Below are 13370 nucleotides of genomic sequence, written 5' to 3'. Positions count from 1 at the left end.
TGATTATATGCCTAACTAGACTAAAGTTCAAGAGTTAGAACTAAAATCGTCAATTTCTATCAAAGATTATAACGATTCTCGATCAAAAAGCCAGGACTTGACGATGGCTAAGTGTTCTCTTAATTCCCATTTGTAACGTTTATGAGAGGGCGATCTTGCTCCAATCATAATATGTTTAATCCCTATTCGCTTGGCTAAAAAAGATGTTCTAATACTATGAAAATCATTTGTAATAATTGCAATTTTTTCATCTGGTAATAACGGTTTAGACAAAAGTAAGTTTTCAAATGTATTATGAGCTTGATCCTCAAGGATAATTCGTTCGCTATCGATTCCATATTCTTCAATAAACACTTTTTGCATTAATTGAGCCTCAGCTAATAAAAATTCGCTTCCTTTTCCACCCGTCACCACTACCTTTAAATGTGGGTGTTTTTTTAGTAATTCTGCTCCTTTTTCTAATCGAGATCGAAGAGTTTGTGTCATTTCATTGGTTTTTAAGGTTGAACCTAAAATTAAAAGATAATTAATATCTGAAGGCAGTTGTTGTTTTAATGACTGATTCATTTTCACGTGCATTCCAACTAAATAAACAACTAATGTAGCAACTAATTCTACCATTCCTATCCCTCCCTCTTCACCTTCCTATTTCATCCTATGAGCTTTAGCCCAAAAATGTGTGAATTTCATCAGAGAAATTAGGACAATCGTCTATCTTTTGAAGATACTGCAGAGATAAATTCTTTTATAGATAAACGTCAGTATAAGAAGTTAATGACTAGTTCTCTTAGTCATAAAATCATGCTTAAAAAAACTTTTTTTCAAACTTAACGTAAAAATGATGACCAAATCAGAAAGCAAATCCAATTAAATACAAGTTCTTATCCAATAAAAAAACTCATAACAAGTTCCCAAGAAGGATCTAGTTATGAGTTATGTTTTAATGATCTAAAAAACGATAGTGGCAACAAGTTAATTTCTAATGCCTATCAACTTCATCTGATTGAACAAATGATTTTAAAATTCATAATGTGACTAAACACTATTCGCCCATTTTTTGATACTGTCTAACTAATGCTTCGGCACATTTAATTCCATCAATCCCAGCTGAAACAATTCCACCTGCAAATCCGGCTCCTTCACCTGATGGATACAATCCTTTGACAGTTAACGATTGTAACGTTTCGCTATCACGATCAATACGAACTGGTGATGATGAACGTGACTCAACTCCTGTCATCACAGCATCATTCATCGCAAATCCTTTTAACTTTCGATCAAAAGCTTTTAATCCATCTGCCATTGCTTCTGTAATATAATCAGGTAATAAGCGATTTAAGTTTGTTAACTTTACTCCTAATGCGTAAGATGGCTCTACCGATCCTAATTGTTTAGAAGCTTGTCCTTTTAAGAAATCACCGACTAATTGAGCAGGAGCTTTATAGTTACTTCCACCTAATCCAAACGCTTTTTCTTCTAAACGGCGTTGAAACTCCACACCTGCTAATGGATGATCCGAACCAAAATCTTCTGGGAACACTTGAACAAGAAGTGCACTATTTGCATTTTCTTGATCACGGGCATGTTCACTCATTCCATTCGTCACTAAGCGCCCTTTTTCAGAACTTGATGGAACAACAAGTCCTCCAGGACACATACAAAACGTATACACGCCACGACCATTTGAAGCTGTATGTGTTAAACGATATTCTGCCGCTCCTAATTTTTCATGTCCTGCAAACTCTTTATACTGTGCGACGTCAATTAATGATTGTGGATGCTCGACACGTACTCCAACCGCAAATGGTTTTGCTGTGAAATGAACCCCACTGTCATATAAATCATAAAACGTATCGCGAGCACTATGCCCAATAGCCACAATCACATGTTCTGTTTCAATGACTTCTTTCCCTTTAACTTTAACCCCTTTAATTTGACCGTTATCAATTAAAAAACCATTCGCTTGAGTATTAAAACGAACTTCTCCGCCTAATGAAATAATTTTTTCACGAATATTTTTAACGACTCCACGTAATAAGTCCGTTCCAACATGCGGATGTGCCATGTATAAAATATCTTCAGGTGCTCCCGCTTCCACCAATGCTTCTAATACTTTGCGACCTCGTAAATCTTTTACACGCGTCGTTAGCTTTCCATCTGAGAACGTTCCGGCCCCTCCTTCACCAAACTGAACGTTTGAGTTTGGATTAAGCTCTCCTTCAGTCCAAAACTTTTCAATCGAACGAACACGATCATCAACCGATTCTCCACGCTCTAAAACAATCGGACGATATCCCATTTCCGCTAAAATTAAAGCAGCAAACATTCCTGCTGGACCAAATCCAATGACAACCGGACGATGTTTCATTTTCTCAGAACCCATTTCTGGATATTGATAATCGATGGCTGGTGTCATCGAAACATTCGGTAATTTTTTAGCTAAAATTTTAGCTTCATCTTTAACGGAAATATCAACCGTATAGACAAAATCTAATTTTCCACGACGACGAGCATCGATTGATTGTTTGTAAATTCTATATTCTAATAAGTCACTTTCTTTTAACTTTAATTGTTTTAGTAATAATTCTTTTACTTTTTCAATTGGATCATCAATTGAAATCTTGATTTGAGATACTCGAATCATAACATCACTCACTTTCGTCTTATATTATAGCACAAAGCGACGCAAAATATCGTTTTGATGTTTGTTAATCAAAAAAAGTACGATTTCTAGTAAAAATCGTACTTCATTTTTCAATCTAACATTTAGTAAACGTTATAGATATTATCATATTGACTTGATTTTAAATAACCATTTTTAACATATTCATAAAAAACAAACATAGACATCGCATAAAGTGGAATGATATACACGATTAAAATTCCAAACGTTAACGATCCTAAAATAATCCATCCAATAAAACTTGATTGTAAAATAACTAATTCCCATTTATGGCCATTCATCATCTCACGACTACGTGTAATAGCCTCATCAATTCCAATCCCAGGATGATCATTCATAATAAACATGGCTTGCGAATAAGAATAAGCCTTAACAATCCCAGGAACAATGAACAGTAATGACCATAAAAAGAGATAAATATTTTTAACAAACACTAAACCAATAACAGCTCCTAGCTGATCAGTTGGAAAGAAGTCTTTTAAACTAAATTCTTGGCCACGACGAATTCGACGCATCACATCAATACTTCCATAAGAGACAATTGCCGTAATGGCTACTGGAAGCAACAATATTAAAAAGGGAATAAAACTTAAGACACTCGTCACGATCATACTTCCAATCATAATGATAACTGAACATAACGCAAATTTTAACCAAGCGCCTTTTTGCTGAAATTGCTCACGTGCCTGTAATTTAATCGTTCGACGCCACTCTATCTTTTGAAATAAGGCAATTATCACGACAATCAGTGGAATACTTCCACTAAAAAATAATCTCATATCATCACTCCGTTTTTCCTAAACTCTTATCTTCTATTCTACTTTCCTTTATCAAAAGTTTCAATACTTTTGTCGATAGATAGGTAGGTTTTAAATCCTTCATAGCGGAGTTAATAACTCTATTAAAACATTAGGATTACAATTTAGGAATCAATACTCAACTATTAGATAGCCGTATTCTTAAAACCATTATTTTTATACGAAAGAATTGATCGTAATTATCTAAAAAAACAACCCGTAGGTTGCTTTAAAGAGTGAATGTTTAATTATTTATCAAATAAGGACATAACCTCTTTTTGATTAGAAAGCGTCGTTTCATTAGTTGAAACACTAAACATGATACAATTATCCGCCATCATTGTATCATGTAATAAACCCATGACATTGTTTTGATAAACGATTTGGTGAACCGTTTCAGAGTTAGCTGTTACATAGGTACCTAATAGATCCCCTGAATCTGCCTCTTTGAACGAATAGTAATTATCATCTGAAGCGATTTCTTGGAGTGTGAGCTCTAAATTAATGGATTTCTGTACTTCGGTTAAAGTTAATGAGTGATCTTCTGCCATCTTCTCGCTAAGATTTAGGTAAGCGTTATAAAGATTAGATGATTCCTCACTTAACTTAGAAGTAATTGTTTTAAATTTATCCATATCAACGGTATTCAAAACGAGAGATGATGCCCCATTAGAAGATAAACTATGAGCTATCGCTAACGAGTCAGAGCTCTGGCTATTGGTGTACATAACGTCCGTTATTCCCTCTTGATCTTTTGGTTCTGAAACCATTAATTCTTCATTCTCATTGTGGAAGGTATAGATTTTTTGATTCCCATCAACTACTTCTTCGTGTGCATAATTTGATAACATTTCCGTCAACTCAGAACCTTTTAAGGATTGGGCTTCTGTCTTTTGTGCAATTTCGAAATAGGCATCTTTCAAAGATTCAATTTGAGCTGTTTCTTGTTTTGAACATCCCAACGTCATTAAGCAAATAAAGCTACTCAGAAAAAAAGATATTTTTTTCATTCATAATCCCCCCAATTATTGTTTTTGTCATATCATACCATAAAATACCTTTTATTAAATTTATGACTTAATCAAGTAATCATCCTTTATGTAACACATTGCCCGAATTTAAATCGTTATTCTTTAATTAATTTCAAATCCATTGAGAGAAGTTACTTAATCCTCACTGATTATGCCTTACTGATAGCGTGAAAATTCATTCTCCATCCACTCGCGATAATCATCTAAACGCCAATCATGACCGGTTTGTTTGGAACGAGTGAAACGCAAACGATAATTACGATGATGTGTTTTCCCTTTTTCTCCTTCAACGACCAATCCCTCCCGATTTAAGGTGTAATCGACTACACGAGCCGACAAACACACCACTACGGAAACTTCATTCATCGTGTCCAAAACAGACACTAAGCGAACCTCTGTAATGCGTTTTGTCTCAACATGAGGTGTCCAATTTTTTTGATCATACATTTCTAATTGAGATTGATGAAGCCTAAAGGGTTCAGGCGTTTCAACGTCTTTAACCGAGCGCATATCTCTTGAAGACCAAGCCTGTTGTACATTTAAGAAGATATCCTGTAATTTATTTAAAAAGTCATCTTCGTCAAAGTTTGGATCTATATCATATAGCCGCGCTAAGGCGATTCGAGTCTCATTTTTTTGTTGTTGATATTGGTTGAAACGTTTCAACAATCCCCGTCCTACTAAACCTCCTATCATTATTAATACGATAGGCGAATTTTGCGAACCATATCGTCTGCTATAGGGTCCCCGAGAATTTGGAAGATAAATAGTTCCCCCTCCACTACTACTGCTTCCTCCTCTGCTTGAACTACCGCCTGAAAATGTTCCTCCCACATCCGCTTGTGCAACCACTTGGCAGTATCCCATAACCAATGAAACAAGAATACCTAATACCATCCACCTTTTTTTCATATGACTTCCTCCTATTTCCTAACCCCAAAAATAACAGTAAGCTCTAAAGGAGACCATTTAATAGATCTTTGAATCTTTTTAGTTATTTTAATACCCGATTCTTAACTCATTTAAAATCTCTTTAGCCATCACTGTTATCATATATTCGCATTTAACGACTTTTAAATCCGTCCTGTTTACGTCTAAGCACAATTATATCACACGCTCACCGATTGAACTAGTGCTCGGGCATTATGCTGAATACTAAAACTAAAATTATCCCTCCCCCTTAATCGGAGAAATATATTATCACAAAGAGACACCATCTATTCCCAAAAGAATAGAAGAAGATGATTACCTAAGTTTTTAAAAATTTTCGTTAAATTTTAAGGTTACATTAAAAACTAAACTTTAACCTTACTATTATTGATATTAAAGAGCATTGTAAATTTAAATGAAGCTGTTGAATCTTAATTTTTCCTATAACAACAACTCTAACAGAACTTTAATTTTTTCATTTTAAAAAAAGAAATTCTCACCTTTAAGCGTATAGCATGTCAGGAGGTGAAAATCGTGCCAATCAAAACAAAACTCGTCTCGATTATTGAACGTGCTCAAGTATTAAAAGCTAGTGATATTCATTTCATTTTAAAAGATGATCAAATGCTTGTGCAATTTCGAACCGGCGTTTTAATGATTCCTCACGAAACAATATCCATATCTTTGTATCATCAATTACTGGCCTATATTAAATTTCAAGCAGCCCTAACGCTTACACATCCACGTCAACCACAATCAGGTCTTTTAAGACTTGAAACAACAGAGACGACTCATTTTGCCAGAGTCTCTATTTTACCAACGTCTCATTATCAAAGTCTTGTGTTACGTTTAATTAATCATCAACAAAAAAAGACACTCGATGAAATCCCTTATTTCATTCAAAATGCGGATGTCTTAAAAGATATGGCCGCCATGCAAGCCGGATTAATTTTAATTAGCGGCCCCACAGGAAGTGGAAAAACCACTACGACTTATGCTTTCATTGATTATCTAAAGCAACATCTAGGAAAAAGTATCGTCACCATTGAAGATCCGGTTGAATATCAACAACCTGATATTGTTCAAATGCAAGTAAATGAAAGTGTGGGCATGACATATGACGTTGGTATCAAGGAAATATTACGGCACGATCCGGATGTCATTATTATTGGTGAAATTCGCGATGTTCAAACTGCCCACCAAGCCTTACGGGCTGCTTTTACTGGACATCTAGTGATTTCAACCGTCCACGCTAAAAACGTCGTTGGAACCATCCATCGACTTCGTGATTTAGGACTTTCCGTTCAAGAACTTGAACAAGCGATTGTCGGAATTGTCAATCAACGTCTCATTCAAAAGGAAGATGAGCGCAAAGCGGTCTTTGAAATTTGCTTCGGTGAGCAGCTTGATGATTTATTTTCAAATCTTCATCAAGGGCATCTTGATTCACTACCCTATAAAACCATTGATGAGGAGTTATATCAATGTCATCACGTCAATTAAAAAGATATTGGACGTTAAGTGTTCAACACAAATTTCTATCCCGCTTCAGTCAACTCCTTGAACAAGGCTTTTCACTGGCTCAGGCTCTTGAAGTCATGGCTACACTTTTCAAACCAGAGGTAATTCAAGAGATGATTTTATGTTGTGCCCGCGGAATATCCTTTGCTAGCACACTTGAGAGTTGTCAGTTTGAAAAAAGAATCATTTATATCATCCGCTCTAGTGAAGAAGCAGGTTCTTTACTTCAAGGATTGAAAAAAGCTTCTGATTACAGTGAATACCAACTTAAAAGTAAACATGAATTAAATAAAAAACTACGTTATCCTTGCTTTTTATTCATCTTAATTATGATTATTTTGGCAGGCGTTTATTTCTTTTTCTTTCCTCAACTCGATCAATTTTATCAAAGCTTTAATCTTGAAGGAGATAAAAGCTTACTCAACCTCATTCTTTCTATGATTGGAGCCACACTTTTTCTCTTTTTAAGCATCTTTTTATTCATCTTTGTCGTTTTGAAATGGAATCACCCGATATTTCAAGCAAAAGTTAAGACGTTTTTATTTCACTGTCCACTTTTAAAATCATTACTTCAACGAATTTTCTCTTATTACTTTAGTAGTCAGTGGCTTGTCTTTTTAAATTGTGGGCTTCCGTTGAAAAAAAGTCTTTCACTCATGCAAGAATTTGAAGACATTTATCTTATCCAAACAATAATTGATGAATTTCAAAAACAATTAGAATTAGGTATTTCACTTGAAACTGTCATTGAAAAGAGTCCTTACTTTACACCCTATTTTAAGTTAATCATGAAGCATTCATTAGAAATTGGTCAAGTACCCGCTGAACTTAATCACTATACAAAAAACGAAATTATTAACCTTTCAAATGGACTTAATCAAGCCTTTAAAATCATTCAAACGACTTTTTTAATTCTCATCGGGATCATTATTTGTTTAATTTATCTCAGCCTATTACAACCCGTCTTTCAAATGACTGAACTTATTTAAATTTAGGAGGAATTCATTCATGAAAAAATTGACTAAAATGAACTCTAAAGGATTTACCTTAATTGAGATGATGATTGTTATGATCATTATTAGTATTTTAGTGTTACTTGTCATTCCAAACGCATCCAATATCTTAACAACAGCAAATACCGAAGGGTGTGAAGCGTTTAAAAAATCAGTGACAGCGACACAAACAGCAAATAAATTAATGGGTAAAGGTATTAATGAGGGGATATCTGTTGAAGATGGAAAGAAAGTTTGTGGAAATGATTATACCATTCCTAATTTTGAATGATGCGAATTAATGAAAAGGGCTTCACACTAATTGAGGCTTTAATTTCCTTGATTATTACAAGCATGATTTATTTAATTTTTGCCCCTTCGTTTATTAAATTATACGATTACATCAAACTCAACCAAGCGATTTCTGTTTTACAGTCAGACTTACATTATGTCAGGGAACACAATATGCTTCCACTTCAAAATCAAACCTTCTCTCTTCGAATTTATCATAACCAAAACTACTATGTCATTTTACAAAATGGTTCACAAATCAAAATAAAACGCGAACTACCTTCAGGAATTAAAATGCCTGCAAACATTACTTTAACAGATATTACCTTTAATGCTTTAGGTCATGTTGGGAGTGGAAAAACATTAGTCATCCAAAGTGAATACTTTAAAAAGAATCTTGTCTTTTCCATTGGAACAGGAGGAATTGATATTCGTAATGCAAAGTAATCAAAAAGGCTATATTTTAATCGAATGCTTAATAGGTATCATCCTTTTAACGACTGTCGGAATTAGTTTAATCCAAACGCTTCCTAAACTATTATCATTTGAACAACAACTTCACGTTGAACAAACCATTTATAATAAACTCTTTGAGCTCAAAGATCAAACACTTTTTTATGATCGTCGTTTTGAATTCCCCCTCACCTTTTATGAGCCTATTCATTATCAAGTCTTTGAAAAAAATCATCAATTATGTGCGACGTACCAAAGGGGGGATTCCTCTGTTCAAACACTTTGCTTTTAGTCTATCAAATCATGGATTTCTTCTCGTTGAACATCTTATCGCTATCTGCGTTATTTCAATCCTCATGATCACACTTACTCAGTTCATTCCCATGATTGATAACTTCCAAACTGACTTGGATCAGGCCACTTCTCAAGAACTAACTGCTCTAAGCACCCAACTACAAAAGGAAGCTAAATCTGCTACACATTTTTCAACAAATCAATCGACCCTTCAAGTTCATTTAGCAAATGGAACCGTTACTTCTTACAACGTTTCTAACCATCGCTTAATGAGACAAGTCGATGAAAAAGGTGGTGAAGTCGCTTTATATCACTGTGAAAAAATCGATATTCTCTTACATCAACCTCAGTGTGTTACTTTGAAACTTTATACCTCTAAAGATGAAACTTACGACATTTATCTTTCCTCTAGTTTATTTCCTTTAGAGGGGGAGGCATTAGATGAACAATGAAAAAGGCGTTATCATTCCACTAACCTTAGTTATTAGCTTAATGACCGCTACACTGTTACTTCACTTCGCAACTCGACTTGAAAATCAGGCCAAAACCTATGAACTAAAGCAACACTATTTACTTCTTACTCTTCTTGAAAAAGAATGTATCTCATTTATCGTCAATGAACTCAAAGACCCTAACTTTACTTCTAATCATGATTTTTCACCTAAAACAATCACTTTACATAATGGAACGACAGCGACCATTACTTACAAAAATGGCTATCAGAATCTTGATGTTACCTACAAATTTCTTTATAATGAATATCTAGGACAAGGAACTATTGACTATCATAAAAAACATCAAACATATTCTTTAAAGTAGAGGTGATCACCATGAAACCAATCGTCTTAATTGGGATGATGGGAAGTGGTAAAACAACCGTTGGAAAAACATTAGCGACTGAATTAAATTTACCTTGGGTTGATACAGATATTTATATTGAAGAAATGACTCATCAGACGATTTCATCTATTTTTGAACAACAAGGAGAAGCTTATTTTCGTGAGTGCGAAACAAAAGCTTTAAAGCAACTCATGGATCAATCAGGTGTGATTTCCACTGGAGGTGGAATCATTGTCCGTGAAGATAATCGCAAGCTACTTCACGAACAAACGCTTGTCATTTACTTAAAAACAACGATTCCGACTTTAATTCAAAGACTTGAAACCACTAATCGCCCGTTATTAAAAGGAGGAAATGTTGAACAAAAGTTAACCGATTTATTTGAAGCACGTGCAACTTTTTATGAAAACTGCGCTCACCTAACGGTTCAAACCGATGACTTAACTGTTCACGAAGTCGTTCATCAAATCAAACAGATGATAAAATAAAAAGAAGGGTTAAACCCTTCTTTTTATTTTAGTTATGAATCTATAACACTAAAAACGGATTACCTTTTGATTCTTCCTCAATCGTTGTACACTCTCCATGCCCTGGATAAACTAACGTATGGGGTGGTAAAGATAATAATTTTGTTCGAATACCTCTTACCAATTGATCATGATTTCCATAAATAAAATCTGTTCGCCCAATTGATCGTCTAAATAACGTATCTCCTGTAAATACAACCGCATCTGACTCAAAATAATAACACAGACTTCCCGGTGTATGACCTGGAACATGAAAAGCTTTAATCGTCGTATCTAAACACTCTATCACTTGTTCATCTGAAATAAAACGATAATCAAACGTATCATTTAAAACTAGACGTTCATAAATCATCGGTGATAAGTTAATCTCTGGATTTTCAAAGTATTCTTTTTCTTTTTTATGAGTATAAATAGGAACTTGATATTTCGTCACTAACTCATTAACTGCCCCAATATGATCAAAATGACCATGCGTTAATAAAACAGCTTCTAATTCTAATTTTTTTGTTCTTAAATACTGAATAATTTGATTAGCATTCGCCGCTGGATCGATGACGATTGCCTTCTTTTCATTTGAAACAATATAGCAAGTTGTTTGAACAGGACCTAATACTAACGGATAAACTTTCATCTTCATCACCTCTAACACGACTTAAAGCACCCTAAATAGGGTGCTTTGTTATTTAAACTGTTTTTGCTAAATAAGCTGAACCAACGATTCCAGCATCATTTCCTAATTCCGCTAAAACGAACTCTGTGTCACGAACGGCACTAAATGCAAATGATTGATAGTGTTTAACAATTGTATCGATTAAGATAGCTCCTGCTTTAGAAACTCCTCCACCAATAATGATTTTTTGTGGGTCAGTTGTTGCTGCTAAGTTAGCAGCTGCTAAACCGATATAGCGTCCTAATTGATCCACCATTTTTAATCCTACTGCATCTCCTGCTTTAGCTGCATCAAAAACATCTTTTGCTTCAATTTTTTCTAAGCTACGTAATGAAGAAGCTTCGTCATTTGCTGCTAAGTATTTTTCTGTTTCACGAACGATTCCTGTAGCTGATGCAACTGTTTCTAAGCATCCTTTTTTCCCACAGTTACATTGATTTCCATCTTCTAACACAACTGCTAAATGTCCAATTTCTCCACCAGCACCGTGAACACCAGCAACAACTTTACCGTCGACGATAACTCCGCCACCAACACCAGTTCCTAATGTAAACATAATCGCATCTTTTGAACCTGCAGCTGCTCCTAACCATAATTCACCTAATGCCGCAACGTTAGCGTCATTTCCAACCGCTACTGGAACTTGAACTAATGCTTCTAACTCTGATTTTACGTCACGAGTCCCCCATCCTAAGTTAACAGCTACTTGAACAACTCCGTTGTTATCAACTGGACCAGGAACCCCCACTCCAACACCTTCAATTTCATTCACTTGAATTCCTTTTTCTTCACATTTTGATTGAATTGTTGCAGCAATATCAGAAATAATATGATTTCCTTGATCCGCTTTATTTGTGACAATTTCCCATGACTCTAAAACTTCACCTTTCGATGAGAATAAACCACATTTAATTGTTGTACCCCCAACATCAATTCCAAATACATACTTTTTCATGTAAAACAATCCTCCTTATAACACTCTATCTAAATCGGGCAAATGAAATGATTCATTATTCCTCATCTTCGTTAATTATCTTTTTTATTTTATCATAATCTTTTTCTAATAAAAAGATGTAACCCCTTTAAATCTTAAATAGTCTAATACATTTTCCTTTTTAAAAAGGGCAAAAGACACTGTCAAACTGACAGTGTCTTTTATAAAAAATAAATTATTTAACAGTTGCTAAAGTTTCTTTTAAAACGTTAACAGATTTTGTTAATTTTTCGCGTTCAGATCCCGTAATATTTAATTCAAAGACTTCACGAACTCCATTACGGTTAATAATAGCAGGTACTCCTACGAATACGTCATTTTGACCATATTGACCATTTAAGTAAACAGAAACAGATAAGCTACTGTTCTCATCACTTAAGATTGCTTTAACGATACGAGCTAATGCCATCCCAATTCCGTAATATGTTGCGCGCTTACGCTCGATAATATGGTAAGCAGCATCACGTACATTAACATAAATTTGCTCTAAGTCTTCAAATTTGTATTGAGGATTATCTTTAATAATATCTAATAAAGGCATTACCCCAACTGTTGTATGAGACCATAATGGGAATTCAGTATCTCCGTGTTCTCCAACAATGTAACCGTGAACGTTACGTGGATCCACATTTAAGTATTTTCCGATTTCATAACGTAAACGTGCTGTATCTAATGTTGTCCCTGATCCAATAACACGATGACGTGGTAATCCTGATTCTTGCCAAGCAACGTAAGTTAAAACATCGACTGGGTTACTTGCTACAACAAGAATTCCGTTAAATCCAGATTTCATGATGTCACGTACAATTCCACGCATGATTTTTGCGTTTTTCTCAACTAGATCTAAACGAGTTTCCCCTGGTTGTTGATTAGCTCCAGCTGTGATAACAACGATATCAGCTGTTTTACAATCTTCATATGTTCCAGCCCAGATATCCATTTTATGTGGTGCGAATGGTAAACCATGACTTAAGTCCATTGCTTCCCCTTCAGCTTTTTCTTTGTTAACGTCGATTAAAACAAATTCCTCTAATCCACCTTGATTTAACATTGAATAAGCGAAACTCATTCCAACGAATCCAGTTCCTACTAAAACGACACGTCTAACTCCTGTTTGCATAATGGTCACCTCTAGTTTATAAATATATGTTTTTTTGACACATCTCCATAGTCTTCATCTTGATTTATTCAATCATTGAATCGTGATCAGATGGCTATGTGTCCTTATTTCAATTTCAATTATATACCATAATAAAATTTTTCACAAACAATATGACTCGAAAAATGTAAAAAAACACTTTCATAACCTTGAAAGTGTAATCATTGTAATTTAAATACTAAAAGTCA

General features: G+C 34.7%; 16 protein-coding genes and 1 pseudogene. 9 read left to right on the top strand and 8 right to left on the bottom strand.

Annotated elements, in window-relative coordinates:
• Positions 1-66 precede the first annotated feature (66 nt).
• From JRC48_RS01750 to JRC48_RS01730, 5 genes are all read right to left on the bottom strand, one after another.
• Positions 67-621 carry a YdcF family protein gene (locus JRC48_RS01750; RefSeq protein ID WP_235070158.1) on the bottom strand — a complete coding sequence of 185 codons (555 nt, stop codon included), beginning with the start codon at positions 619-621 and terminating at the stop codon, positions 67-69.
• A 421-nt stretch (positions 622-1042) separates the two neighbouring features.
• Positions 1043-2644, bottom strand: a complete 1602-nt coding sequence (locus tag JRC48_RS01745; protein ID WP_235070157.1) for an NAD(P)/FAD-dependent oxidoreductase — start codon at positions 2642-2644, stop codon at positions 1043-1045.
• Positions 2645-2766: 122 nt separating this feature from the next.
• Positions 2767-3462 carry a DUF975 family protein gene (locus tag JRC48_RS01740; protein WP_235070156.1) on the bottom strand — a complete coding sequence of 232 codons (696 nt, stop codon included), beginning with the start codon at positions 3460-3462 and terminating at the stop codon, positions 2767-2769.
• Between the two features lie 266 nt (positions 3463-3728).
• Positions 3729-4490, bottom strand: a complete 762-nt coding sequence (locus JRC48_RS01735; protein ID WP_235070155.1) for a hypothetical protein — start codon at positions 4488-4490, stop codon at positions 3729-3731.
• 177 nt (positions 4491-4667) lie between these two features.
• The gene (locus JRC48_RS01730; protein WP_235070154.1) at positions 4668-5423 is read right to left on the bottom strand and encodes a Tim44-like domain-containing protein; all 756 of its coding nucleotides are present in this window, start codon (positions 5421-5423) and stop codon (positions 4668-4670) included.
• Between the two features lie 552 nt (positions 5424-5975).
• Between JRC48_RS01730 and comGA the strand changes: the two genes are divergently transcribed.
• The 9 genes and pseudogenes from comGA to JRC48_RS01690 all read left to right on the top strand — a co-directional run bounded on the left by comGA (position 5976) and on the right by JRC48_RS01690 (position 10320).
• The gene (comGA, locus tag JRC48_RS01725; protein WP_235070153.1) at positions 5976-6944 is read left to right on the top strand and encodes a competence type IV pilus ATPase ComGA; all 969 of its coding nucleotides are present in this window, start codon (positions 5976-5978) and stop codon (positions 6942-6944) included.
• Positions 6926-7951: a type II secretion system F family protein gene (locus JRC48_RS01720; RefSeq protein ID WP_235070152.1), complete on the top strand. Its 1026-nt coding sequence runs from the start codon at positions 6926-6928 to the stop codon at positions 7949-7951. Before comGA ends, JRC48_RS01720 begins: the two co-directional genes overlap by 19 nt.
• A gap of 19 nt (positions 7952-7970) precedes the next feature.
• The gene (locus tag JRC48_RS12705) at positions 7971-8246 is read left to right on the top strand and encodes a prepilin-type N-terminal cleavage/methylation domain-containing protein (protein WP_304941324.1); all 276 of its coding nucleotides are present in this window, start codon (positions 7971-7973) and stop codon (positions 8244-8246) included.
• A pseudogene (locus JRC48_RS12730) lies at positions 8243-8287 on the top strand (hypothetical protein); the annotation flags it as partial. The gene JRC48_RS12705 and the pseudogene JRC48_RS12730, both read left to right, overlap by 4 nt.
• Before the next feature lie 21 nt (positions 8288-8308).
• Positions 8309-8692 carry a type II secretion system protein gene (locus JRC48_RS01710; RefSeq protein WP_235070151.1) on the top strand — a complete coding sequence of 128 codons (384 nt, stop codon included), beginning with the start codon at positions 8309-8311 and terminating at the stop codon, positions 8690-8692.
• A complete protein-coding gene (locus tag JRC48_RS01705; RefSeq protein ID WP_235070150.1) occupies positions 8682-8990 on the top strand; it encodes a type II secretion system protein in 309 nt (102 codons plus the stop codon). The genes JRC48_RS01710 and JRC48_RS01705 overlap by 11 nt, the downstream gene beginning before the upstream one ends.
• 91 nt (positions 8991-9081) lie before the next feature.
• Positions 9082-9444, top strand: a complete 363-nt coding sequence (locus JRC48_RS01700; RefSeq protein WP_235070149.1) for a ComGF family competence protein — start codon at positions 9082-9084, stop codon at positions 9442-9444.
• Positions 9434-9811: a hypothetical protein gene (locus JRC48_RS01695; protein WP_235070148.1), complete on the top strand. Its 378-nt coding sequence runs from the start codon at positions 9434-9436 to the stop codon at positions 9809-9811. The genes JRC48_RS01700 and JRC48_RS01695 overlap by 11 nt, the downstream gene beginning before the upstream one ends.
• Before the next feature lie 11 nt (positions 9812-9822).
• Positions 9823-10320 carry a shikimate kinase gene (locus tag JRC48_RS01690; RefSeq protein ID WP_235070147.1) on the top strand — a complete coding sequence of 166 codons (498 nt, stop codon included), beginning with the start codon at positions 9823-9825 and terminating at the stop codon, positions 10318-10320.
• A gap of 40 nt (positions 10321-10360) precedes the next feature.
• Here the strand turns inward: JRC48_RS01690 and JRC48_RS01685 are convergent, their stop codons facing one another.
• The 3 genes from JRC48_RS01685 to JRC48_RS01675 all read right to left on the bottom strand — a co-directional run bounded on the left by JRC48_RS01685 (position 10361) and on the right by JRC48_RS01675 (position 13143).
• Positions 10361-10990 carry an MBL fold metallo-hydrolase gene (locus JRC48_RS01685; RefSeq protein ID WP_235070146.1) on the bottom strand — a complete coding sequence of 210 codons (630 nt, stop codon included), beginning with the start codon at positions 10988-10990 and terminating at the stop codon, positions 10361-10363.
• Between the two features lie 52 nt (positions 10991-11042).
• Positions 11043-11984: an ROK family glucokinase gene (locus JRC48_RS01680; protein WP_235070145.1), complete on the bottom strand. Its 942-nt coding sequence runs from the start codon at positions 11982-11984 to the stop codon at positions 11043-11045.
• A gap of 214 nt (positions 11985-12198) precedes the next feature.
• On the bottom strand, positions 12199-13143 hold the full coding sequence (locus tag JRC48_RS01675; RefSeq protein WP_235070144.1) for an L-lactate dehydrogenase: 945 nt from the start codon (positions 13141-13143) through the stop codon (positions 12199-12201).
• Positions 13144-13370: the final 227 nt, after the last annotated feature.

Origin of the sequence: Turicibacter sp. TJ11, from assembly GCF_021497505.1 — a bacterium.
Lineage (GTDB): Bacteria > Bacillota_I > Bacilli_A > MOL361 > Turicibacteraceae > Turicibacter.
Note: the sequence above shows the minus strand (reverse complement) of the source record. Positions and strands in the feature narration are given on the sequence as shown.

Excerpts from the sequence above, each read along its gene's own strand:
- JRC48_RS01745 (WP_235070157.1), bottom strand. The coding sequence starts at position 2,644 with ATGATTCGAGTATCTCAAATCAAGATTTCAATTGATGATCCAATTGAA.
- JRC48_RS01750 (WP_235070158.1), bottom strand. The coding sequence starts at position 621 with ATGGTAGAATTAGTTGCTACATTAGTTGTTTATTTAGTTGGAATGCAC.
- JRC48_RS01680 (WP_235070145.1), bottom strand. The coding sequence starts at position 11,984 with ATGAAAAAGTATGTATTTGGAATTGATGTTGGGGGTACAACAATTAAA.
- JRC48_RS01675 (WP_235070144.1), bottom strand. The coding sequence starts at position 13,143 with ATGCAAACAGGAGTTAGACGTGTCGTTTTAGTAGGAACTGGATTCGTT.
- JRC48_RS01700 (WP_235070149.1), top strand. The coding sequence starts at position 9,082 with ATGATTGATAACTTCCAAACTGACTTGGATCAGGCCACTTCTCAAGAA.
- JRC48_RS01735 (WP_235070155.1), bottom strand. The coding sequence starts at position 4,490 with ATGAAAAAAATATCTTTTTTTCTGAGTAGCTTTATTTGCTTAATGACG.
- JRC48_RS01720 (WP_235070152.1), top strand. The coding sequence starts at position 6,926 with ATGTCATCACGTCAATTAAAAAGATATTGGACGTTAAGTGTTCAACAC.
- JRC48_RS01705 (WP_235070150.1), top strand. The coding sequence starts at position 8,682 with ATGCAAAGTAATCAAAAAGGCTATATTTTAATCGAATGCTTAATAGGT.
- JRC48_RS01695 (WP_235070148.1), top strand. The coding sequence starts at position 9,434 with ATGAACAATGAAAAAGGCGTTATCATTCCACTAACCTTAGTTATTAGC.
- JRC48_RS01710 (WP_235070151.1), top strand. The coding sequence starts at position 8,309 with ATGATTTATTTAATTTTTGCCCCTTCGTTTATTAAATTATACGATTAC.
- JRC48_RS01685 (WP_235070146.1), bottom strand. The coding sequence starts at position 10,990 with ATGAAAGTTTATCCGTTAGTATTAGGTCCTGTTCAAACAACTTGCTAT.
- JRC48_RS01690 (WP_235070147.1), top strand. The coding sequence starts at position 9,823 with ATGAAACCAATCGTCTTAATTGGGATGATGGGAAGTGGTAAAACAACC.
- JRC48_RS12705 (WP_304941324.1), top strand. The coding sequence starts at position 7,971 with ATGAAAAAATTGACTAAAATGAACTCTAAAGGATTTACCTTAATTGAG.
- JRC48_RS01730 (WP_235070154.1), bottom strand. The coding sequence starts at position 5,423 with ATGAAAAAAAGGTGGATGGTATTAGGTATTCTTGTTTCATTGGTTATG.
- JRC48_RS01740 (WP_235070156.1), bottom strand. The coding sequence starts at position 3,462 with ATGAGATTATTTTTTAGTGGAAGTATTCCACTGATTGTCGTGATAATT.